Source organism: Priestia sp. ST2 (assembly GCF_055810735.1).
The window spans coordinates 117,216-134,012 of the sequence record NZ_JBVVNT010000007.1 but is presented as its reverse complement, the minus strand read 5'-3'; the positions used below and the strand labels follow the sequence as shown (position 1 = coordinate 134,012).

Below are 16,797 nucleotides of genomic sequence, written 5' to 3'. Positions count from 1 at the left end.
TCAAAATAACCACAGCAGCCTTTCGGCCACTGTGGTTATTTGTTTTGTAATTCTTTTATATAAAGAACCTGTTGTTCCATTTCATTGTTGTTTTGTTCAATTAATTCCTTTAATACTGGTGACTCAATCACCTGTGATAACTGCTTCATTTCTTGTAAGAATAGTTCTGTTTCTTTTCTCATGTTCATTGCTCCTTTTATTGTTTTCTCACTATCCTTATCACACATAAAAGCATAATTAATAATTATGAAAATAATAATAAAACGCGGTGATTGAGTCACCGCGTTTTATTTGGTTATTGCGCTTCTTCAATTAACGAATCATCTTCATCTTCTTCAATCATCTTTTGCTTATATAGTTCTTTAAGCGCTACAAATTTCTTGCGCTTTAATAAGTCAGCATGATTACTTTTTAAGATTTCACTTAAAGCTTCATCGTCTGATACGACATAAGCGTAGTCGCGATCACCTTGCCATTGTGATCCTTCAATGATGACAAAACGACCATCTTTTAATTTTGTGATACCTTTATGGAATCCTGTACCACCATTTGAGAAATTACGACCATCCCAAAAATCTAACTCGGTATTGTACCTTACACGGGCAATAGGACTTTCACCACAACTTTTATCTTCGTGACTTTCATATACTGGAACGCGATATTCTGACATCAACAATCACTCCTATCTGGTTGTAATTATATTGTGTCCGCTATTTGTCCCAAATATACATCCTTTTGGGACAATGTTTTTATTAATTACACTTTTAATAATTAATAAAAACATAATTAATAAAAACACAACGACCCGAAGGCCGCTGTGTTTAAATTGGAAATTCAGTTAATAACGTTTCAATCGGTCTTGCGTTATCTGGAATAAAACTTGTTTCGAAATAATCACATATAAACCAATTAAAAATATAAGCCGCTTCTTCCACTACATCTTCTAGCTGTTCTTTTGTTGTAGGTGGATTATCTTTAACCATCTTTTCTACAAACATTGTTACGACTTCTCCGCATACATCCTCATCTTCAAATGCATCATTAGGTTCCATGTTTTCCGTTTGAAAAGAAAACCAAATATCATTAGCTGTTTTGAACAGAAAGGTTCTCATACTTATCCATCTCCTTTTTAAATAATTGGCTAATTCGTTTCCATAAATCATCATCTGTCGTGAACGGATCCATATACTCTTTCATGCTAATAAAAAAAGGTCTGCTGCCTTTATGTAAAGAGACATACACACCTTTATGCTTTCCGTTTGTTGGAGCAATCTCATATGGCTGCTTCCCTACATCTGTCATAGCTACTGCATTAATAAAGTTACTCATAATCACCAACGTTTTCGCTGTATTCGGAAACTGCATTACATTTGGCATTGTCATCTTAATTCCTCCCAAGCAAAAGATAAGTTTGATATAAACGATGAACTTCTTTCCATAACTGATGTATACGAATAAGAGGTATATTGTTTTCGATTAGTTGTTGTTTGAATTCGTTATGAGGAAGAAATCCAGTAGTTCTAAGCCATTGGTCAAACGTTAATTTATTCATGATTCATCCTCCTGTATATAGCCGATCACATCATAATAATCCGGTATCACAAAATACACGACGCCAAGCGGTTCTATATAGACACCATCAAAATGTTTGATGGTGTCACCATGTTCTGCGACTACAATACATGTGCCGTCAACTAACTCATTGATTGTTTTCATTTGGCTTCCTCACATTTCTGAACACGTATTTTATTCACTCCATCAATGAGCTCCAGCAATGCTTTTTCTGTTGTTGCTCCTACGCCATTAATTAATTGAAGTCGGCCTTTCTTGTTCATATAGAAAGTCATTAAATCTTTGAAGGAAAAAATGCGACCACGACATAATTTATTTTGAATACCAACTGGCAGCGGAAGAGACATTGTAGGAATGTGTAAGTCTTCTGCCCATTTCTCCGCAATTTGTTCATAAGTCAAAGTGATATCTTTTTCTTCTTTTTGTGCAGCATCTGAATCGATGTCACGAATGGAATCAAGGAACTGACGAATCTCTCTTTGTGCTATCGTGCCAAGACCGTCTATATGCTTGTATTTGAGCTGTTGATGATCGTAGAGGTATAACAGGTCTTTATAGGTTTGACACTTGCCTCCGTAGCGTAGGGTGCGCTGAGTGCGATGTGAAAGTGGCAGGGCAAATATTTCGATGTCTATTCCCTTTACAATCTTCTCTTTTACTTCTTCAATCGTAAGCAACAATGGCGACTTATCGATACGTAATTCCCAACGCTTTAAAATATCGTGGACGGTACTTAACGGAATATCGTACTTTTCAGCTGTAGCGGATTGCGTCTTTTTGTGAATCAACACATCGTTTACCACCTTCAAATGTGTTTGAGTAAAATGTATTTCTCCAATTCTTCTTCGTCTGTTTGTCACTGTAATCTCCCCCTTAAAATAAATAAAAAACACAGCAGCAATTGCTACTGTGTTTCATGTGTTATTTAATTTCTTGTTCTTCTTTGGCTGTGATGTTATTTCCACTTTCCATCATTGATTTAATCATATCGATGTATTGTTGTGCTTTCTCCTTTCCTACCATTTGTTCTAATTGTTCCTTATTTGTTTTTGTCATGATGATCTCTCCTCTAAGATGTTATTGTTTTCTCACTATTCTTATCACACAAAAAAGCACAATTATGTAAAAACATAATTGTGCTTTTAATAATTATTAATTATGATTTTATTTCTTAGGAGTTAGTATGATCGTTGGCGGCTTCGCCATAATCATTTTATGTTTCATAATCCTATTGTAATGATCTCGAGTCAATTGTTTGCTTTCTTCTGGAATAGAACGATCTTGAAGAATGCTCATTAACTGCTTTAGTGTATCGTCGAAAGAATTGTCTTCATGCGGTACAATTTTTACATCATATTTATCATAGTCGATATCGTTTAAATCAACTGAATCCAATCTAACTCCCCCTTTGGAATGCATAGCTATATTTTACAATACTTTCTTGTTCAGTATCAAAAAGATTCAAGGCCAATATTTTTGTGGCAACAAGATTGTTTGAAATGCGAATCCCGGACCATATGCTAAACGATATTCACCAATAAGGTAATTCTTTTCCTCGCTATCTTTCGCATAATCACAATGCTCATATGCTCGATCATAAGGTGTTTTAACTAAGATTTGATATTTGTATCCTTCCTGCGGATCATAAGCTAGTGGGTAAGTCATTGTGCATTCTCCTTTGGAAGAATCTTATAACCACTATATTTAAGAGCATAATCCCACGATTGACCTTGAACACGATGCAGCTTCATATAACACTCGTTTTCTGTACCCTCAAATATTACTTTTCCGTCTCTTAATAGTTGATACATATAATTCCCTCCAATTAAAATAACGGCATAATTAATAATTATGCCGTTATGTCTTTATTCTTCTTCTGTTTTCCAACGTTCAATGAGTATATCCATTTCTTCCGGATCATCGAAAGTAGCATATTCATTGTGGCCTTTATCATTCTTTGCCACTATCCAATCCTCACCACTAGCAACAATAATTTTATCGTCATAGGAATCGCGACCAAAGTAGCCGTTGCAAAAACCGTAAATTTTAATTCCTGCAAATTTGTCTTTGTAATGCATTTAACTTCACACTCCAGCAAAGATTTACGCCTCTTCTGTTTCCCCTATATGGCAATGTCCCATATACATCCAGCCATGCTCTGTACGCGATAATGTGGAATATGTGGCTCTGCCATTTACATGATCATATGGCTCACCCATTTGCGTACAACTGTTTCTCATACAAGCGGGAGGCACAGCACCAATAAAATGTTCATACATTTCTTCATCGACAAGATCACCAACTTGTAAATAATCATCTAATCTTAATCTGCTTTCTCCCCAACCATCATATGTTTTCATCATACTATCTCCTTTGTTAATCGATTTTTTAAATCAGCAAATTCTTTTTCAGATAACAATAAAGACTTTATTGGTAAGCCACTATTCATATAAGGATAAACATCGTAAACTCCGCTTTCTCTTTTTCGATATGCTGCTACTTTTACACCACTTCGATAAATGTGAGAAAGGTTTAATCGGAATGTCATAAGATACCTCCATAGAAAAAAGCATAATTATTAATTTAACAATTATGCTTTTAATAATTTAATATTTATGTCCAGGTGCATAACGTAATTCACGCATAGCTTTCCTTTCATAATGAGCCAAAAAATTCTCAATCGGAATGACAGTGGATGTAATTTCAGTAACTGAGATTTGTTGTGCGTACAAAGCATTCCCGCGTTTCCAAACCTTGCGATAATTTTCTACACCTGTATATTTGCGCCATCCTTCAGCATGCAGCGTTTTAATAATGGGTTTGATTTCTGAGTACTTCATACCTTATCTCCTTTGTGATAGCGGTATTTCTCTGCTGTTTCATCATTAATAGGGAATGTTACTCCACAATAATGACAGTAGTGAACATTTTCATTATTTTTAGTATCGTAATAACTTTTAACAAAACCGATTTTAGATGGTGTTTGATGTTCTATCATCGGTACACAAACATGTTCCATTCTATTAACTCCTTTGTTATAACGGCATAATTATATTTTTAATAATTATGCCGTTATGTTATTATTTTGGCCCATATTCACGAACTTCAAATTCGTGTCGTGCAGCTGTAATGTACGCTTCCTTCATATCGGGGCTAGCATCATACCAATCTTTAAATTCTTTTTTATGACGCTCGTTATAACGTTCTTCTGCGATTTTCTTGGCTTCTTTGGTGATGCAGCCTTTTGCTAAGCGTTCCTCTGTATACACGATACTGACTCCTGGAGCACTATAAGGTACACCTTTTTGATAAACAACATAAACGGTTTCGCCAATAATTCGTACTTCTTTCGACACACAATCTCCCCCTATTTTCCTTTTCTTTTAACTGGATACTTTTCGTAATCGTAATCTGAATGAGGCTCTTTATTTTCTTTGATATAATCGATTGCATCACTTTCTTCTTCACATACCAGCACAACGCTTTTATGATCCATAACACCATCAAACTCTTCTTTAGTAACAACAAACACGTAATCTTGCACGTAATTTCCTCCTATTCTTGTAGCAATCGTCTTGCAGCGTTATTAGCAGCTTTATGATATGGATTGTACCGCTGTTTAGATGGTGGTAAGAACTGAATAGAAATATCCATATCTTTATATTCGTTACATACAGACCGATATACCTGCATCAATTCATTTTGCACTTTCATCATAACGGGTTTATCCGTAGCAACTTCATTGTTGGCCATCTTTTCAATATCCTCGATGTCCGAATAGATAATCACTTTTTTGTTTCGGCCGATGTGGTTGTGGAAGTTCTTGAGGGCAAAGATAACCGCTTTTACTTCTCCGTACACATTCTGATGTAGTAATCGTTTAGGAGGCTCAAATAGTTGTTTCTTAACTTTGATGTAGCCGTTATTAAGATAAGAGCAGGCTAATGACATAACCTGCTTCTCAACAGAAAGAGACATATCGCAATAGACATATAAGGTATCGCGATTTAAGTATTGCTCATAGATCCAATCTTTTGCTTCTTGAGGAATTGTCTTTTCATATTTAAACCAAAAATTCGGGAGTGTTGCGCTGCCACCGTTTGCTCTACTTTTCGTGTTCATACAAAGCACCCCTTAGATTAATAGATTAACTTTCGACTAAATCCTTTTTGAATTTTGCGTTCCATCGGAATTCAATTTCCTTACGAGCTTCCTTGCTTAATGTTTCAAGAAACCATTCAGTAGACACCATAAGTGTAGTCATTAATCCGTTTTGATACTTATATGAGTCTTTCACAAGAAATCCTTTGGGACGTTTAGGAGAAGATTGATCCCATAACGTTTGATTTACTTCACGTAAACCATCGCTAATTGTTTCGCCTGGAAGTGCTGTATGAACAAATGTAGCGGTGAAAGCCACAACGTTACCGTCCTTATCTTTTTCAATAACTTCAATAGCCATATGTTTGAAATTGTACTTTTTACCCTTTAACGTTTTTTCTTTAATCATTAGTACCTCTCCTTTGTCGGCATAGCTGAATAGACATCACTTGTAATGTCTTTCGCATATTGAGCAAATGCATTTAACCACTGACCTTCTGTTTCCGTTATGCATGCGTGTTTCTGATGCTTATAGTCGATTTCTTCATATAGTTGCAAAGACAATCTCATGAGCTCATTGAACTTCGAATTATCTGCTGTTATTTTTGCAGGAGTGTATACATAACTACTCATTCTATCAATCTCCTTTACTAGCACCGCATTTCTTACACATATCAAATTTATCTGAGCAAGCTGGACAATACTTTGGTACGTTAGTGTTTGGATGATGATGTTCTTCTCCGCAATGCTGGCAATTGTATTTAGTGAATGCCTGACCTGCCATAGAAGATTTTAAATAGTGGCACGTCTTGCATAATTGTTGATTTAATCTACTTTCTTTTTCTAAATCAATATCGTAGTCTTCGAGTTGTCTTTTCATACGATGAGCAGTTTTTAAAGAATAATAAGTGGCTATTTTTTTCTTTTCTTCCATTTTTCCTTCTTCAGATAGCTCCTTCATTTCACTTCACCCTTTTATTTAGACTTAAACTGCTCCATTGTTTGAAAGTGCTCAATCAGTTCTGTTGCTACTTCTTTTACAACTTCACCAATTGGCGAGTCTGCATTTACAACACAAAAACGGTTATTATTGTTGTAGCATTGCACCAATTCGAAATAGCCTTCTCTTACTTTTTTATGGAAATCTAACGTTTCCATATCTAACCGATTCACTTCACCGGATCTATTCTTTTGAATACGTTCTAATCCAATTTCAGGCTTTAAATCTAATAGGAATGTTATGAGAGGTTGAAGGTTCATAACAGCAAACTCATTAATCTCCAGTACATTGTTAATCCCTAACCCACGAGCATATCCTTGATAAGCAAGAGAACTATCAATGAAGCGGTCGCATAACACAACCTTATTTTCATCTAATGCAGGAAGTACTTTCTCTACAAGATGTTGTCTTCGAGCTGCAGCATACAATAATGCTTCTGTTCGCGCATCCATCTTTGTATTAGCAGGATTTAAAATAACTTCGCGTATCTGTTCTGCAATATCAATTCCACCCGGCTCTCGAGTCGTTAATACATCATAACCATGCTCTCTTAAAATAGCTGCTGTTCGTTCCATGACGGTTGTTTTGCCTGCACCTTCGGGACCTTCAAATGTAATAAATCGTTTAATCATATCGTTGCTCCTTTATGAAAGAGCATAAAAGCATAAATATGAAATTATGCTTTTATGCGTTTATTTTAGTACCAAGCTGGCTTCTGATCTGAGTAAATAATCGTAATGCTTTTCTCTCTTTTTAAGCATGTAGAACAGAAGTAAAAACGTATCATGCGATACCGAGTCAATCCGGTTTCATTGTTGTGACGGTGGGATTTCACCTCATTAAATTGAACATACGTATGTTTTGTTTCGCAAGGTGCTTTTTCGATTATCGGCTTCATAGACTCCATATCATTTCCCCCAATTAATAAAAGTGATTTTATGTTTTTATTAATTATGATCTTATGTTTTTATGTCTGGGGTGCATAACTAATCGAGCATCTTCTTTCATCCGATAATGATTTTTGCGGCCAATCTTTTTGACCTCACACCAATCATTTTCGAAGTTAATAAGTGCTTGAGCAAGTGACGGTTTCGGGCTTGCATAATGCGTTTCACAATGAGTCAAAATGTCATTAATGGATACCCAATCTTTTTGTCTACGTAAGTAATCTTTGACGGATTGAATTGTAATTTTATAATCTGTTACGTATCCACCGCCTGCTGATCCACCAGGAAGCCACGTTTTATGTTCTTCCTTGAGTATGTTATTCCAGTTATAACGTTTACTTCCGCTAGTCCAGTCCAACATAGAAGGGCGATTAAAATGAGCTTTATGATAATCACTCACCCAATTTCTACTGCTCACTTCAAGGATGCCGATTCGATGCTGCCGTAATAACTGTTGAATGAAATGACGGATAGGCGCTTTTCGTTTTGGGATAGCAATGTAAATATAATGAGCATAAGGTTTCCAGCTAATCGCTTGCTCAATAACATCCATTGATAGCGATGTTTTCATTTCTACGATGCAGATGCATTTACCAATACGTCCTACCACATCTGCCCGTTTACCGCCCCACCCATGTTGAACTTCCGAAAATACTTCATAGCCTTTTTCTTCTAGCCACTCTTTGACAGGAACGAATAAATCACTTTCTTTCATATGCTACGTCTCTTTCAAGATCTACTAAACTAAACACGACACTTTGAGTAGCGGGATCATTGATGCGGTTAATTGCATATTTGTTCCGGTCAATAAATACTGCTGATTGTTCTGGAATTTCTATCTTTTTATTTGGCAATTCATTTAAAATCATACCGACTAAAAGAATTAAATCTCGTCGATCTCTACGTAATTCTTCTGTAGTCATTTCTTCTTCTAATGTGTGATCTGTTAGTGATGCCATTGTTATCACTCCGTTTTTATTTTTTCTAATTCATATTCAGAGTACCAAGTGCCAGGTTTTTCAATAATGTTGTATTGATAAATAGCGTTAGCTGGTCCTCGATTGTTTGTTTGCCACCAATAATCAACAGTCACAATTTCGCCTGTTTCTTTGATTCGAACGGATTCTTTATCGTTGAATTCATTCAAGTTCATTCGCTATCATCCTTTACACAAATTCATTTAATAGAAGATACTTGTGTTGGATATCCATCTTTCTTCTATATAAATCTTTTCTAAAATAAGAAGGCTTATATGTGGTAATCTCGGGAGTAAGTTCTTTTCGTTTGGATGACACATATTCATAAGCGGTAAAACGTTTTAGATAATCAGTCATAGATAAATCTGCTTCTGAAGAAAAGTTCGCTAGAATCATTTTCTCCAAATCCGCTTTACCTACTTGACCAGCTGCTACATATGCATTTTTAGTAACTGAATCCGTCAGTACATACAAAGGTTTCATGCCGCGTACATAATGTTTTAACAAACGTTGTGATTGAAACAGCGCATCGTACAAACTGGTGTAATCGAATATCATTTTTTATCCTCCTTTTTATAAGGTGAATAATGATCTCTTTCGAAGTATTTCTCCGGAACACCCATTGAAGAAAAGAGTAATTGTTCTAAATCTCTTGCTGTAAAACGGCTGCCACGTCCTCGAATCATCGCAGTACGTGCAGGATTTAAAGATATAGAGCTACCATTATCGAATTTAATTTCTTGAGGAAAAACTTCATTTTCCTTTTGAGCTTTTTCTAATTGAATTTTTGCTAACGTAATAATTTCTTGTTGCCGCTCAATATATTCAGGTGTAACATAGCCACGTTGATGAGTAATGATACGGTTTTCAGCATCTTTTATAATCATTTGTAAATGTTCAGCTGTCAGCTTAGGTAAAGAAGATTTAATAAAATCACTCATAGGAACCTCCAGCTATACTAATTATAGATTTTGTTAACATATTTAAAGCTACTTTTGCCTCTTCTAATGTTTCAATTTCCTTATCATTCACCATGAAAGAATGCATATCTTTTCCAGCTTTCAATCTGTACTCATCACCTTTTGCATCCATTATCAAGATTGAGTTTTTGTATTCTTCACGTAGGTTTCTCATTTCCATTGCTTCCAGCTCCTTTATTAATGAGTGAGTTCCATGTTTTTATATTCTTCGAACTTTCCAAGACGACGCAAACGACAAACTAATTCACGAATAGACGTTTCTGTTCTTCCAACATCCAGCGATAATGTCTTCACATGCCCCGGTTTATAATACTTGCAGATGTAAGAAAGCTCCTTGATCGTGTAGTCTTTTCCGTGATTCACATGGTAATCCGGATGATATTTCATACGTCCAAAGCGGTCATAAGTGATAGGCATTTGAGTCTCTTCCACAACCATTCCCCCTAAGAAAAAAATAGTATATTGCCCACTATCCTTATAACAAGTACAAGGGATAGTGGACGTTTTTGTTATTCAGTTTGGTCTTCCATTCGTACCTTGTGATCGACAGCAATTTTTAAGATTGTATAGATATTTTTGTACTGCTCCGGCTCGTTTGCAGAAACAAACACTGAGGTATGCGGAATATGTTCCAAGAAAGAAACAGTCTTTTTATTAGGTAGGGCAAGAACGACAATGTTTGTACCTTTTTGATTCATAATTTTATGTGTCGGAAATGCATCATCATCATGTGGACTGCCTAGTTGTAACGGATTTCCTTGTAATCGATTAATTTTAAACAACTCATTTTGATATTGAACCACCGCATATTGAATTTCACATAGATCTACTAAGTTCATGATTTAACACCCTCCGTTATTTTTTGGATAATCGTTTGAACCCACTTCTTTATATCTTTGCGTAATTCATCATTAGGTGTATTTTCAGCGTACGCGTTCAACGCTATAAGTGAAGCCATTCCTTGTTCTGGACTTAAGACAAATTTAGCATTATTAATTGGTGAACCATCAAATTTCCGTACTCGAAAAGTCTCTGAATTCTCTTCCATAACACCAATTGTATTGCCTGATTCACCCATCATTTTGCAATAGATAATTAAAGCTTTCATAGCTGCATCATCTTTATAAGGGCTAAGCACAAATTTAAAATCAGTAATCGGTTGACCATCCCAACGCTCTATTTGGTACTTCGGAAATAAACCTTCCATTACTTTTTAGCCTCCTTTATTAATGCCTCTACTTCTTCGAACGTATGGTTAAGATTGAAAAGGATTCCAGTTTCCAAAACAATCTGATTTTTTATATGATAAATAATTTTATCTACATTTACATTCATAGAAACGCCATCAGCACGTTGGAAAGTAACGATGTTCATCCGTGGCGAACCTCACTTTTGAAAGGCTGCAAAGCATTCAATGCAATTTTAATCGCTTCAAAATAAGCGCTATCATTATTTTCAAGCTGAGAAATATTTCTCAATGCTGCTCGTAAACTATCATTTTCTTCACGTAGCATCGCTTCTTTAATAGAAGGAAGACGTTCTTTATTAATATGGGATGCTAATTTCGCAGCATCCCATCTATCCGTAATTTCATATAACTCTTCAAACATCCAAGGAAAACCCGTGCCTAATCCTGGGCCGACTTTCTCAACAAGCCTCTCGTATTCTGTAATGTCCATAATACCTTTCTTATATAAAAGACCTACTAAATTGGTATACGAATTGAATGTTGTCAACTCTATTCCCCCTAATTGGTTAAGTTTGTGATCAACTCGACTGCTGTTTTTCTTTATTACGTTTGTCGATGTAATTGTAAAGCGAACCTTTTGACATTCCGGTTGCATCTAATATTTCAGCAATTGAGTACATTTTGCTTTCGTACATTTTGAGAGCTAAGTCAACTTTCTTTTTATCAACTTTTGGTCTTCCACCTTTTCGTCCTCTGGCACGTGCTGCAGCTAACCCTGCATTTGTTCTGTCACGAATTAAATTCCGTTCGAACTGAGCGATAGATGCGAAAATGTGAAAGATCAATTCTCCACCTGCACTTGTTGTATCTATTTTTTCATTTAGAGAAACTAAATTGATTCCTTGCTTTTTGAAATCTTCTACCATCCGAATTAAATGTTGAAGACTACGCCCTAGACGATCCAACTTCCAAATAACGATAGTGTCACCTTCTCGGACGTTATCTAGCATTCTCGCTAATTCGGGACGATCCGCTTTAGCACCCGATACAACCTCTTTGTAAATTCTGTCAACGCCTTCTTTTTCAAGAGCATCGATTTGTAAATCTAAGTTTTGTTCTTTTGTACTGACACGTGCATATCCAAATTTCATCTATACCACTCCATTTTTAGCTATTCGTTTTATACAGTCTAAGAACATCGTACAAAAAAGGTCAAATGTACGCAAGTAAATGGACTTTGATTTTGTACTGAGTTTTTGGACTGCATTTTAGCCAAAAACAGCTCATAATCTACTGTTCTATCGAAAGTCCAATAAACATCCGTTTTTTGGACTAAAAAACCGCAATAAAATGCAATATTTTTTAGAAGGCTTCGTCCTTACAGCCCCAAGGGATAGAAAGCGAAAAAGGGGCATTTCGAAGTGAGCTGTGTTGAAATTAGAATACGTCCCCCTTTACCTTCTATCATTCATTGCGAAATTAGCGCGTCCTGCTCGCTATTTTTAAAACACCTTCTTTTTATGTTCGTAAATCTTCTAACAAATTTAACCTTTTTGAAACCTCTTCTAAATTTTCTTCGGTGCAATCTTTTGGCGTACTCAAATATTCAGATAATATGGTTGCCTGTTCAGATGTGATCGCACCATTTGTTTTAAGCATTTTGATAAACGTATCGTTTTTACGTTCGGCGCTGATCAGTAGTGTTTGGGTTTTCAAAAGATGATTTCTGATTTTTTTAATTTCATTGATATAAACTAGCTCACGAGAAATGAAGAGAGGAATTTCTTTGAATAACTTTTTAGCTAGTTCGACATCAAATTCTTTCTTGCTCTCCAATTCCCTCATCTGCCTATCAATGGTATTTAATTTATCTCTAATCGCTTTTTCATATACCGGCTCCATTTTTCCCCCTCCATTCAAAATATAAGGAAGGAAGCCTTGTTTTTCAAAACACTACTTCCTACCTACTACTTTATACCTATTTTTTGAATATAACAAGTCCTATATGGAAATCTTTTTAAGTTTGTTGTAAATTATCCTTTTTTGCGGTTGGTTGGTAAAAATCGAATACCGAAACCTTTTCTCCATCTGGTGTGATAATGGTACGCCCTTTGCCCATCGTGCCAAAAAGTCCATATGCTGACCAATTGCAATCATGCTCTTTGTAGTGTCTACCGATGCATATCTGATAGGCTGCACTCAACGCTTCTTCTTGACCCATATCAGTTTTATCTACAAAATCTTGTGGACTCTGAACGTTTTCGCACCGAGGACAAACAAACTTCCAATTACGTCCCTGCTTACCAAAAAGACGTTTACCTTCTTCACGCCATGCTTCTAATGTTTGTTCCATAACCCGTTTCCCCTTTTCTATATAATTAATACGTTTAGACTGTGACTTTGGATGTGTTCTTTAATTCATCATTTTTAATATCCATTCTAACTAACAGGTACAGACGATAAAGATTTTGGTTTACAGGATTTTTCAAGTCAAATGTATGCCACATGGTTTCTGCTAGTTCTTTCTTTCGATGCAGCTCACCAGCTTGAATCTTATCAAGTAAATCATGGATGCATTGATAATTAAACCGCTGCCGGATTTTTTTATATACGTAGGAATCTACCTGTTCAGTCTTTTTCTCCATCGAATCTTCTCCCCTTTACTTGATTCATATAGTCAGCCAATTGTCCTATTGCAAGTGCTGCTTCTTCAGGTGTAGTTATTGCTTCAACATCAACATCAGTCCCTTCTTGATGCGGATCACCCCAAGAAACCGGACGTTCGTTATTCTTCAATAGCCTAGACCATGCGTAAGCTTTCAACACATTGTATTCACCTTTACTATATTCAGCCATTTTGATAGTTAATGTAGCGATACGTACGTTCTTGTGGCCAACCGTCTTATTTACTTCACTCATCATTAACACTCCCCTATTCGAATTAAAGTGAGCTTATTCTTCGTTGGCAGATAGTTCACGTTCTTTAACTAAACGTCTTTGACGCATTTTTACCTTGCCTACATAAATAGAAGGAACACCTTTCTCATTTTGTTCATTAATGTCATCCAGAGATTCGATGAGTTCTTCTAAGATTGAACGCATGTATGCAGGAAAAGGCGTTAAATGGCCACACTCTGTTGTAAGACAATAGAAGCCTTTCACTCTCACGCCACCTAAGTAATCTTGAATAATCTTTTTATCAACTACTCTCGGCGTCGTGCATTTCTCACAAAAAGCCACATAACTAATTTGCTCGTTTCTCATCATTCTCTCCCCTTTGTCACTATTAATTTTATTCGTATGTGATCGCCAGGTGCTGATTACAAATAGAGCACCACCCCCTTTATTTAACGCCTTCAAGCACATAAGATAAGCCTACTTTTTTAGCTAACTTAACACCGCGACGTTTTTCTTTTTTAGATTGAAATTCAAAGCCATTACGGGACACAGTGTATTTAATTTGTCGCTGTTCAAAAAGAGTTGCTAAATCTTTGACACTATGACGAACGCTGCCAGCTATCCATCTTTCAAATAAAACCAACACATCACCATCTTCATTCTTAAAGTATTTAATCAGTTTATTATCTTTAAAAATATTCAGACGTTTAAAACGAAATGTTTTTTCTTGAGGGAATTCATTAAGTTGATGATAGATTTCTTGCATAAAATCACCTTCTTGTTCACAAAAGATAGCGCAAACTTGTGGAGAACGATTTACTTCGTAACACAGTTCAGCATAGTATGCCATCATAATCCCTCCGTAGATTTATTGGCTCTTTATACAACTCTTCTGCTCTTTTCGTATCTTTTTCAATGACCTTTTGGATTGTATAACCTTCGCGCTTTAGCTTGCATTTAATAATTAATGTGGAAATATCTAGCTTTTCCCCTATTTCTTCAACCGAATGATGATTCATAAACATATTCAACATGGTTTGAACCTCTTCTTCTGACAAATGTTTTAGCATTCTGTGAGAATAAGGTAGACGAGTTTTCTTATATACAACCTCTGACCTAGTGATTACAGATTTTTCTGTACGTTGTAATCTTCTTGCCATTTCTCTATACGAATAACAACCAGCTTTACACATACCAACTAACAATTTATCTTCTTCATTTGACCATTCAGATGAAGTATTCTTTATAAGGAAATGCTTGCGCTGATCCTTCCGTCTTTTAACATCCACCCAATCCGGCTCAACACCTAACGCATGTGGCTCTAGCATAGCGAAATCAATAAGGATTTGATGTTTTTCAGCCCAAGTCCAAAACCATTCTGTTTTGACCACTCTATTCTTTTTAGAGCGATGTGTTGGATCTTTCTTTACAGGCAACCCATATTGATTAATCCATTTTTCAGTTGTAGCATGACGAACTTTTAATTCATTAATAATGCGTTCAATAGGGAAACCATCGAAATTATCTAAAGCACTCCCTAATCCCCGCTTAAAAGCTTTAACACGAACAGCATGTTCAGTACGACCAATTATTTTCCCAATACCTTGAGCAGAACGTGTGCCCCAATAACGCTCTAATATATCAATCTCTTTTTGAGTCCAGTTTTTTTGTCCCATGATTATACCTCCTGTAATTCAGCGATTTGATTCGCTTCTTTCATATAACGAATTTTCGAGTGAATAGCCATTTGACCTTTATCTAATTCAACAGCAATAGTAGACACACTATAACCTTGTTCTACCATTTCTTTAATTTTTTGTTCTTCTTCTAAGGTATAACCTAAATATGGTGGAGGCGTTTTTAATTTACGATTTCGTATTTGAGTTTGGAGAGCTTTAATCGTTCGATCTAATTCACGTGATATATCAACTAGCGTATATTTTTGGCTTTCAGTCATATCCACTAGTTTCTGTTTATCCTCTTCTGTCCAAGCTCGTTGTGGTCTTGGTGACATTGTATCTTCTGGATAGTGAGGGTAAGCGGAAACAGGTCTAAACTGAACACCTAATTTTTCAAGACGCGTTTTAATAGCAGTTTCAGGTCGTAACAAACGTTTTTGTATATCTATATATGTGTAGCAGTATGCTTTCACCATGCTAATTAAAAGCTTATCCTCTTCTTCTGTCCAAGGAGTGTTCCTATTTTTGAATCGAACACGATAACGTTGATCATACTTTCTTGCTTCAGCCACCCAATCCGGTTCAGGTCCTAGTGCTCCCTTGTCAAATCTTGAAAAATCAATACGCTTTCGATTGGTGTGTGCCCACTTCCAAAAGTCCGCCACTCTAATCATCGATTTAGGTTTTTGAGATACTAAGCGTTTCTTCATGCTAGGGAGGCCGTGGTGACGTTCCCATTCCATAACAGATCTATAATTGTAATTTATAACTTGAGCTAATTGATAGAGCGATAATCCATCAAAATTTGAAGTAGCTGCACCAAGTTCTAATCTGAAAACCTGCATCTTAATCGATCTTTCTGAACGATTTAACTTTTCACATATTGTTTTCATAGTGGCAAAGCCCCAATATTTTTCTAATAATCTATTCTCTTCATCCGTCCATCTTCTTCCGCCCATCATATTTCCCCCTAACAACAATATTTTTCTAACTCATTTGAATTGGACAACATAAATAATGCTAATTTCTCTTTACCTACAGCGAACGCATCTTTCTCTGTCACACGTTCTTCATAGGGCAATAATTTATCTGTAATAAAACATTCTTTTAATCCATCAATCGATTCTTGTTCTAGGTGTCGTAATTCGTGAAAGAGGGTTTCAACTAACGTAGATAAGTCTTCAAATGCGAAGATGAAAATGATGTTTACTTCTCTCCAATAGATGCCAGCAGCAAATTGTAGCCATTCGCATTCTTCCTCTCCAAGGTCTGATACTAATTTATTCGCATCGCAAGAGTCACAAAAAACAATTGGTATTGAAGATGAAGGAGCAAACCGCTCAATCTCAGACTTCAACCGTGCTAAGTCGAAGGAGAAATCTTCATCTAATACATACCAATTGCCAACTTGTTGATATACAGTTCTCTCTGCTCCATAGATAAACGCTTTCATA

At 36.0% G+C, this 16,797-nt stretch carries 45 protein-coding genes; all 45 read right to left on the bottom strand.

Annotated elements, in window-relative coordinates:
* Positions 1-35 precede the first annotated feature (35 nt).
* Positions 36-182: a hypothetical protein gene (locus AC0KUU_RS25240; protein ID WP_473453619.1), complete on the bottom strand. Its 147-nt coding sequence runs from the start codon at positions 180-182 to the stop codon at positions 36-38.
* A 113-nt stretch (positions 183-295) separates the two neighbouring features.
* Positions 296-670 carry a hypothetical protein gene (locus tag AC0KUU_RS25235; protein ID WP_473453617.1) on the bottom strand — a complete coding sequence of 125 codons (375 nt, stop codon included), beginning with the start codon at positions 668-670 and terminating at the stop codon, positions 296-298.
* A 151-nt stretch (positions 671-821) separates the two neighbouring features.
* Positions 822-1,112, bottom strand: coding sequence for a hypothetical protein (locus tag AC0KUU_RS25230; protein ID WP_473453615.1), 291 nt, complete (start codon positions 1,110-1,112; stop codon positions 822-824).
* Entirely contained in the window at positions 1,084-1,383 is a 300-nt protein-coding gene (locus AC0KUU_RS25225) for a hypothetical protein (protein ID WP_427598171.1), read from the bottom strand. The genes AC0KUU_RS25230 and AC0KUU_RS25225 overlap by 29 nt, the downstream gene beginning before the upstream one ends.
* A 1-nt stretch (position 1,384) precedes the next feature.
* The gene (locus tag AC0KUU_RS25220) at positions 1,385-1,552 is read right to left on the bottom strand and encodes a hypothetical protein (protein ID WP_473453613.1); all 168 of its coding nucleotides are present in this window, start codon (positions 1,550-1,552) and stop codon (positions 1,385-1,387) included.
* Positions 1,549-1,716 (bottom strand): hypothetical protein, encoded by a 168-nt coding sequence (locus tag AC0KUU_RS25215; protein WP_473453611.1) that lies wholly within the window; start codon positions 1,714-1,716, stop codon positions 1,549-1,551. Before AC0KUU_RS25215 ends, AC0KUU_RS25220 begins: the two co-directional genes overlap by 4 nt.
* Positions 1,713-2,432: a hypothetical protein gene (locus AC0KUU_RS25210; protein WP_473453609.1), complete on the bottom strand. Its 720-nt coding sequence runs from the start codon at positions 2,430-2,432 to the stop codon at positions 1,713-1,715. The genes AC0KUU_RS25215 and AC0KUU_RS25210 overlap by 4 nt, the downstream gene beginning before the upstream one ends.
* Positions 2,433-2,493: 61 nt before the next feature.
* A complete protein-coding gene (locus tag AC0KUU_RS25205; protein WP_427598163.1) occupies positions 2,494-2,628 on the bottom strand; it encodes a hypothetical protein in 135 nt (44 codons plus the stop codon).
* Between the two features lie 108 nt (positions 2,629-2,736).
* Positions 2,737-2,967 carry a hypothetical protein gene (locus tag AC0KUU_RS25200; protein WP_473453607.1) on the bottom strand — a complete coding sequence of 77 codons (231 nt, stop codon included), beginning with the start codon at positions 2,965-2,967 and terminating at the stop codon, positions 2,737-2,739.
* 66 nt (positions 2,968-3,033) lie between these two features.
* On the bottom strand, positions 3,034-3,237 hold the full coding sequence (locus AC0KUU_RS25195; RefSeq protein WP_473453605.1) for a hypothetical protein: 204 nt from the start codon (positions 3,235-3,237) through the stop codon (positions 3,034-3,036).
* A complete protein-coding gene (locus tag AC0KUU_RS25190) occupies positions 3,234-3,383 on the bottom strand; it encodes a hypothetical protein (protein ID WP_473453603.1) in 150 nt (49 codons plus the stop codon). Before AC0KUU_RS25190 ends, AC0KUU_RS25195 begins: the two co-directional genes overlap by 4 nt.
* Positions 3,384-3,437: 54 nt before the next feature.
* Positions 3,438-3,650 carry a hypothetical protein gene (locus tag AC0KUU_RS25185; protein WP_473453601.1) on the bottom strand — a complete coding sequence of 71 codons (213 nt, stop codon included), beginning with the start codon at positions 3,648-3,650 and terminating at the stop codon, positions 3,438-3,440.
* A 24-nt stretch (positions 3,651-3,674) separates the two neighbouring features.
* Positions 3,675-3,932, bottom strand: a complete 258-nt coding sequence (locus AC0KUU_RS25180) for a hypothetical protein (RefSeq protein WP_473453599.1) — start codon at positions 3,930-3,932, stop codon at positions 3,675-3,677.
* Entirely contained in the window at positions 3,932-4,120 is a 189-nt protein-coding gene (locus tag AC0KUU_RS25175) for a hypothetical protein (RefSeq protein WP_473453597.1), read from the bottom strand. Before AC0KUU_RS25175 ends, AC0KUU_RS25180 begins: the two co-directional genes overlap by 1 nt.
* A gap of 58 nt (positions 4,121-4,178) precedes the next feature.
* Positions 4,179-4,412 (bottom strand): hypothetical protein, encoded by a 234-nt coding sequence (locus AC0KUU_RS25170; protein WP_473453595.1) that lies wholly within the window; start codon positions 4,410-4,412, stop codon positions 4,179-4,181.
* Positions 4,409-4,591 (bottom strand): hypothetical protein, encoded by a 183-nt coding sequence (locus AC0KUU_RS25165; RefSeq protein WP_427598146.1) that lies wholly within the window; start codon positions 4,589-4,591, stop codon positions 4,409-4,411. Before AC0KUU_RS25165 ends, AC0KUU_RS25170 begins: the two co-directional genes overlap by 4 nt.
* A 61-nt stretch (positions 4,592-4,652) precedes the next feature.
* Complete coding sequence (locus tag AC0KUU_RS25160; RefSeq protein ID WP_473453593.1) at positions 4,653-4,928, bottom strand: hypothetical protein; 276 nt, start codon at positions 4,926-4,928, stop codon at positions 4,653-4,655.
* An 11-nt stretch (positions 4,929-4,939) separates the two neighbouring features.
* Positions 4,940-5,116, bottom strand: a complete 177-nt coding sequence (locus AC0KUU_RS25155; RefSeq protein WP_427598140.1) for a hypothetical protein — start codon at positions 5,114-5,116, stop codon at positions 4,940-4,942.
* Positions 5,117-5,127: 11 nt separating this feature from the next.
* Positions 5,128-5,694, bottom strand: coding sequence for a ribonuclease H family protein (locus AC0KUU_RS25150; RefSeq protein ID WP_473453591.1), 567 nt, complete (start codon positions 5,692-5,694; stop codon positions 5,128-5,130).
* 25 nt (positions 5,695-5,719) lie between these two features.
* Entirely contained in the window at positions 5,720-6,082 is a 363-nt protein-coding gene (locus AC0KUU_RS25145; protein WP_473453589.1) for a hypothetical protein, read from the bottom strand.
* A complete protein-coding gene (locus tag AC0KUU_RS25140; protein WP_473453587.1) occupies positions 6,082-6,306 on the bottom strand; it encodes a hypothetical protein in 225 nt (74 codons plus the stop codon). Before AC0KUU_RS25140 ends, AC0KUU_RS25145 begins: the two co-directional genes overlap by 1 nt.
* A gap of 4 nt (positions 6,307-6,310) precedes the next feature.
* Positions 6,311-6,634, bottom strand: coding sequence for a hypothetical protein (locus AC0KUU_RS25135; protein WP_473453585.1), 324 nt, complete (start codon positions 6,632-6,634; stop codon positions 6,311-6,313).
* Between the two features lie 14 nt (positions 6,635-6,648).
* Entirely contained in the window at positions 6,649-7,305 is a 657-nt protein-coding gene (tmk, locus tag AC0KUU_RS25130) for a dTMP kinase (RefSeq protein ID WP_473453583.1), read from the bottom strand.
* 65 nt (positions 7,306-7,370) lie between these two features.
* Positions 7,371-7,580: a hypothetical protein gene (locus tag AC0KUU_RS25125; RefSeq protein WP_427598124.1), complete on the bottom strand. Its 210-nt coding sequence runs from the start codon at positions 7,578-7,580 to the stop codon at positions 7,371-7,373.
* 44 nt (positions 7,581-7,624) lie between these two features.
* Positions 7,625-8,335, bottom strand: a complete 711-nt coding sequence (locus tag AC0KUU_RS25120) for a hypothetical protein (protein ID WP_473453581.1) — start codon at positions 8,333-8,335, stop codon at positions 7,625-7,627.
* Positions 8,322-8,579 (bottom strand): hypothetical protein, encoded by a 258-nt coding sequence (locus tag AC0KUU_RS25115; protein WP_473453579.1) that lies wholly within the window; start codon positions 8,577-8,579, stop codon positions 8,322-8,324. Before AC0KUU_RS25115 ends, AC0KUU_RS25120 begins: the two co-directional genes overlap by 14 nt.
* A gap of 5 nt (positions 8,580-8,584) precedes the next feature.
* Positions 8,585-8,773 carry a hypothetical protein gene (locus AC0KUU_RS25110; protein WP_427598118.1) on the bottom strand — a complete coding sequence of 63 codons (189 nt, stop codon included), beginning with the start codon at positions 8,771-8,773 and terminating at the stop codon, positions 8,585-8,587.
* A 13-nt stretch (positions 8,774-8,786) separates the two neighbouring features.
* Complete coding sequence (locus AC0KUU_RS25105) at positions 8,787-9,155, bottom strand: hypothetical protein (protein ID WP_473453577.1); 369 nt, start codon at positions 9,153-9,155, stop codon at positions 8,787-8,789.
* Positions 9,152-9,538 carry a hypothetical protein gene (locus tag AC0KUU_RS25100; protein ID WP_473453575.1) on the bottom strand — a complete coding sequence of 129 codons (387 nt, stop codon included), beginning with the start codon at positions 9,536-9,538 and terminating at the stop codon, positions 9,152-9,154. Before AC0KUU_RS25100 ends, AC0KUU_RS25105 begins: the two co-directional genes overlap by 4 nt.
* Complete coding sequence (locus AC0KUU_RS25095; protein ID WP_473453573.1) at positions 9,531-9,737, bottom strand: hypothetical protein; 207 nt, start codon at positions 9,735-9,737, stop codon at positions 9,531-9,533. Before AC0KUU_RS25095 ends, AC0KUU_RS25100 begins: the two co-directional genes overlap by 8 nt.
* A gap of 17 nt (positions 9,738-9,754) precedes the next feature.
* On the bottom strand, positions 9,755-10,009 hold the full coding sequence (locus tag AC0KUU_RS25090; RefSeq protein ID WP_473453571.1) for a DNA-entry nuclease: 255 nt from the start codon (positions 10,007-10,009) through the stop codon (positions 9,755-9,757).
* 77 nt (positions 10,010-10,086) lie between these two features.
* Positions 10,087-10,416 (bottom strand): hypothetical protein, encoded by a 330-nt coding sequence (locus AC0KUU_RS25085; RefSeq protein WP_427598107.1) that lies wholly within the window; start codon positions 10,414-10,416, stop codon positions 10,087-10,089.
* Entirely contained in the window at positions 10,413-10,784 is a 372-nt protein-coding gene (locus AC0KUU_RS25080; RefSeq protein ID WP_473453569.1) for a hypothetical protein, read from the bottom strand. The genes AC0KUU_RS25085 and AC0KUU_RS25080 overlap by 4 nt, the downstream gene beginning before the upstream one ends.
* On the bottom strand, positions 10,784-10,951 hold the full coding sequence (locus AC0KUU_RS25075) for a hypothetical protein (protein ID WP_473453567.1): 168 nt from the start codon (positions 10,949-10,951) through the stop codon (positions 10,784-10,786). Before AC0KUU_RS25075 ends, AC0KUU_RS25080 begins: the two co-directional genes overlap by 1 nt.
* Positions 10,948-11,313: a hypothetical protein gene (locus AC0KUU_RS25070; RefSeq protein ID WP_473453565.1), complete on the bottom strand. Its 366-nt coding sequence runs from the start codon at positions 11,311-11,313 to the stop codon at positions 10,948-10,950. Before AC0KUU_RS25070 ends, AC0KUU_RS25075 begins: the two co-directional genes overlap by 4 nt.
* Positions 11,314-11,344: 31 nt before the next feature.
* Positions 11,345-11,917 carry a recombinase family protein gene (locus AC0KUU_RS25065; RefSeq protein WP_427598099.1) on the bottom strand — a complete coding sequence of 191 codons (573 nt, stop codon included), beginning with the start codon at positions 11,915-11,917 and terminating at the stop codon, positions 11,345-11,347.
* A gap of 367 nt (positions 11,918-12,284) precedes the next feature.
* Complete coding sequence (locus AC0KUU_RS25060) at positions 12,285-12,668, bottom strand: hypothetical protein (protein WP_473453563.1); 384 nt, start codon at positions 12,666-12,668, stop codon at positions 12,285-12,287.
* Positions 12,669-12,783: 115 nt separating this feature from the next.
* Complete coding sequence (locus AC0KUU_RS25055; RefSeq protein ID WP_473453561.1) at positions 12,784-13,119, bottom strand: VVA0879 family protein; 336 nt, start codon at positions 13,117-13,119, stop codon at positions 12,784-12,786.
* 34 nt (positions 13,120-13,153) lie between these two features.
* Entirely contained in the window at positions 13,154-13,411 is a 258-nt protein-coding gene (locus AC0KUU_RS25050) for a hypothetical protein (protein WP_473453559.1), read from the bottom strand.
* A complete protein-coding gene (locus tag AC0KUU_RS25045) occupies positions 13,395-13,688 on the bottom strand; it encodes a hypothetical protein (protein WP_473453557.1) in 294 nt (97 codons plus the stop codon). The genes AC0KUU_RS25050 and AC0KUU_RS25045 overlap by 17 nt, the downstream gene beginning before the upstream one ends.
* A 30-nt stretch (positions 13,689-13,718) precedes the next feature.
* Positions 13,719-14,030 carry a hypothetical protein gene (locus tag AC0KUU_RS25040; protein ID WP_473453555.1) on the bottom strand — a complete coding sequence of 104 codons (312 nt, stop codon included), beginning with the start codon at positions 14,028-14,030 and terminating at the stop codon, positions 13,719-13,721.
* A 79-nt stretch (positions 14,031-14,109) separates the two neighbouring features.
* Complete coding sequence (locus AC0KUU_RS25035) at positions 14,110-14,514, bottom strand: hypothetical protein (RefSeq protein WP_473453553.1); 405 nt, start codon at positions 14,512-14,514, stop codon at positions 14,110-14,112.
* A complete protein-coding gene (locus AC0KUU_RS25030) occupies positions 14,498-15,340 on the bottom strand; it encodes a hypothetical protein (protein WP_473453551.1) in 843 nt (280 codons plus the stop codon). Before AC0KUU_RS25030 ends, AC0KUU_RS25035 begins: the two co-directional genes overlap by 17 nt.
* A 2-nt stretch (positions 15,341-15,342) precedes the next feature.
* Positions 15,343-16,302 carry a hypothetical protein gene (locus AC0KUU_RS25025; protein WP_473453549.1) on the bottom strand — a complete coding sequence of 320 codons (960 nt, stop codon included), beginning with the start codon at positions 16,300-16,302 and terminating at the stop codon, positions 15,343-15,345.
* A gap of 11 nt (positions 16,303-16,313) precedes the next feature.
* Positions 16,314-16,796, bottom strand: a complete 483-nt coding sequence (locus AC0KUU_RS25020) for a DUF3920 family protein (RefSeq protein WP_473453547.1) — start codon at positions 16,794-16,796, stop codon at positions 16,314-16,316.
* Position 16,797: the final 1 nt, after the last annotated feature.

What these genes read in the sequence shown, in the direction of transcription:
- AC0KUU_RS25240 (WP_473453619.1), bottom strand. Translation starts at nt 182, where the DNA reads ATGAGAAAAGAAACAGAACTATTCTTACAAGAAATGAAGCAGTTATCA.
- AC0KUU_RS25235 (WP_473453617.1), bottom strand. Translation starts at nt 670, where the DNA reads ATGTCAGAATATCGCGTTCCAGTATATGAAAGTCACGAAGATAAAAGT.
- AC0KUU_RS25230 (WP_473453615.1), bottom strand. Translation starts at nt 1,112, where the DNA reads ATGAGAACCTTTCTGTTCAAAACAGCTAATGATATTTGGTTTTCTTTT.
- AC0KUU_RS25225 (WP_427598171.1), bottom strand. Translation starts at nt 1,383, where the DNA reads ATGACAATGCCAAATGTAATGCAGTTTCCGAATACAGCGAAAACGTTG.
- AC0KUU_RS25220 (WP_473453613.1), bottom strand. Translation starts at nt 1,552, where the DNA reads ATGAATAAATTAACGTTTGACCAATGGCTTAGAACTACTGGATTTCTT.
- AC0KUU_RS25215 (WP_473453611.1), bottom strand. Translation starts at nt 1,716, where the DNA reads ATGAAAACAATCAATGAGTTAGTTGACGGCACATGTATTGTAGTCGCA.
- AC0KUU_RS25205 (WP_427598163.1), bottom strand. Translation starts at nt 2,628, where the DNA reads ATGACAAAAACAAATAAGGAACAATTAGAACAAATGGTAGGAAAGGAG.
- AC0KUU_RS25195 (WP_473453605.1), bottom strand. Translation starts at nt 3,237, where the DNA reads ATGACTTACCCACTAGCTTATGATCCGCAGGAAGGATACAAATATCAA.
- AC0KUU_RS25190 (WP_473453603.1), bottom strand. Translation starts at nt 3,383, where the DNA reads ATGTATCAACTATTAAGAGACGGAAAAGTAATATTTGAGGGTACAGAA.
- AC0KUU_RS25185 (WP_473453601.1), bottom strand. Translation starts at nt 3,650, where the DNA reads ATGCATTACAAAGACAAATTTGCAGGAATTAAAATTTACGGTTTTTGC.
- AC0KUU_RS25180 (WP_473453599.1), bottom strand. Translation starts at nt 3,932, where the DNA reads ATGAAAACATATGATGGTTGGGGAGAAAGCAGATTAAGATTAGATGAT.
- AC0KUU_RS25175 (WP_473453597.1), bottom strand. Translation starts at nt 4,120, where the DNA reads ATGACATTCCGATTAAACCTTTCTCACATTTATCGAAGTGGTGTAAAA.
- AC0KUU_RS25170 (WP_473453595.1), bottom strand. Translation starts at nt 4,412, where the DNA reads ATGAAGTACTCAGAAATCAAACCCATTATTAAAACGCTGCATGCTGAA.
- AC0KUU_RS25165 (WP_427598146.1), bottom strand. Translation starts at nt 4,591, where the DNA reads ATGGAACATGTTTGTGTACCGATGATAGAACATCAAACACCATCTAAA.
- AC0KUU_RS25150 (WP_473453591.1), bottom strand. Translation starts at nt 5,694, where the DNA reads ATGAACACGAAAAGTAGAGCAAACGGTGGCAGCGCAACACTCCCGAAT.
- AC0KUU_RS25145 (WP_473453589.1), bottom strand. Translation starts at nt 6,082, where the DNA reads ATGATTAAAGAAAAAACGTTAAAGGGTAAAAAGTACAATTTCAAACAT.
- AC0KUU_RS25140 (WP_473453587.1), bottom strand. Translation starts at nt 6,306, where the DNA reads ATGAGTAGTTATGTATACACTCCTGCAAAAATAACAGCAGATAATTCG.
- AC0KUU_RS25135 (WP_473453585.1), bottom strand. Translation starts at nt 6,634, where the DNA reads ATGAAGGAGCTATCTGAAGAAGGAAAAATGGAAGAAAAGAAAAAAATA.
- tmk (WP_473453583.1), bottom strand. Translation starts at nt 7,305, where the DNA reads ATGATTAAACGATTTATTACATTTGAAGGTCCCGAAGGTGCAGGCAAA.
- AC0KUU_RS25125 (WP_427598124.1), bottom strand. Translation starts at nt 7,580, where the DNA reads ATGGAGTCTATGAAGCCGATAATCGAAAAAGCACCTTGCGAAACAAAA.
- AC0KUU_RS25120 (WP_473453581.1), bottom strand. Translation starts at nt 8,335, where the DNA reads ATGAAAGAAAGTGATTTATTCGTTCCTGTCAAAGAGTGGCTAGAAGAA.
- AC0KUU_RS25115 (WP_473453579.1), bottom strand. Translation starts at nt 8,579, where the DNA reads ATGGCATCACTAACAGATCACACATTAGAAGAAGAAATGACTACAGAA.
- AC0KUU_RS25110 (WP_427598118.1), bottom strand. Translation starts at nt 8,773, where the DNA reads ATGAACTTGAATGAATTCAACGATAAAGAATCCGTTCGAATCAAAGAA.
- AC0KUU_RS25105 (WP_473453577.1), bottom strand. Translation starts at nt 9,155, where the DNA reads ATGATATTCGATTACACCAGTTTGTACGATGCGCTGTTTCAATCACAA.
- AC0KUU_RS25100 (WP_473453575.1), bottom strand. Translation starts at nt 9,538, where the DNA reads ATGAGTGATTTTATTAAATCTTCTTTACCTAAGCTGACAGCTGAACAT.
- AC0KUU_RS25095 (WP_473453573.1), bottom strand. Translation starts at nt 9,737, where the DNA reads ATGGAAATGAGAAACCTACGTGAAGAATACAAAAACTCAATCTTGATA.
- AC0KUU_RS25085 (WP_427598107.1), bottom strand. Translation starts at nt 10,416, where the DNA reads ATGAACTTAGTAGATCTATGTGAAATTCAATATGCGGTGGTTCAATAT.
- AC0KUU_RS25080 (WP_473453569.1), bottom strand. Translation starts at nt 10,784, where the DNA reads ATGGAAGGTTTATTTCCGAAGTACCAAATAGAGCGTTGGGATGGTCAA.
- AC0KUU_RS25075 (WP_473453567.1), bottom strand. Translation starts at nt 10,951, where the DNA reads ATGAACATCGTTACTTTCCAACGTGCTGATGGCGTTTCTATGAATGTA.
- AC0KUU_RS25065 (WP_427598099.1), bottom strand. Translation starts at nt 11,917, where the DNA reads ATGAAATTTGGATATGCACGTGTCAGTACAAAAGAACAAAACTTAGAT.
- AC0KUU_RS25060 (WP_473453563.1), bottom strand. Translation starts at nt 12,668, where the DNA reads ATGGAGCCGGTATATGAAAAAGCGATTAGAGATAAATTAAATACCATT.
- AC0KUU_RS25055 (WP_473453561.1), bottom strand. Translation starts at nt 13,119, where the DNA reads ATGGAACAAACATTAGAAGCATGGCGTGAAGAAGGTAAACGTCTTTTT.
- AC0KUU_RS25050 (WP_473453559.1), bottom strand. Translation starts at nt 13,411, where the DNA reads ATGGAGAAAAAGACTGAACAGGTAGATTCCTACGTATATAAAAAAATC.
- AC0KUU_RS25045 (WP_473453557.1), bottom strand. Translation starts at nt 13,688, where the DNA reads ATGATGAGTGAAGTAAATAAGACGGTTGGCCACAAGAACGTACGTATC.
- AC0KUU_RS25040 (WP_473453555.1), bottom strand. Translation starts at nt 14,030, where the DNA reads ATGAGAAACGAGCAAATTAGTTATGTGGCTTTTTGTGAGAAATGCACG.
- AC0KUU_RS25035 (WP_473453553.1), bottom strand. Translation starts at nt 14,514, where the DNA reads ATGGCATACTATGCTGAACTGTGTTACGAAGTAAATCGTTCTCCACAA.
- AC0KUU_RS25030 (WP_473453551.1), bottom strand. Translation starts at nt 15,340, where the DNA reads ATGGGACAAAAAAACTGGACTCAAAAAGAGATTGATATATTAGAGCGT.
- AC0KUU_RS25025 (WP_473453549.1), bottom strand. Translation starts at nt 16,302, where the DNA reads ATGGGCGGAAGAAGATGGACGGATGAAGAGAATAGATTATTAGAAAAA.
- AC0KUU_RS25020 (WP_473453547.1), bottom strand. Translation starts at nt 16,796, where the DNA reads ATGAAAGCGTTTATCTATGGAGCAGAGAGAACTGTATATCAACAAGTT.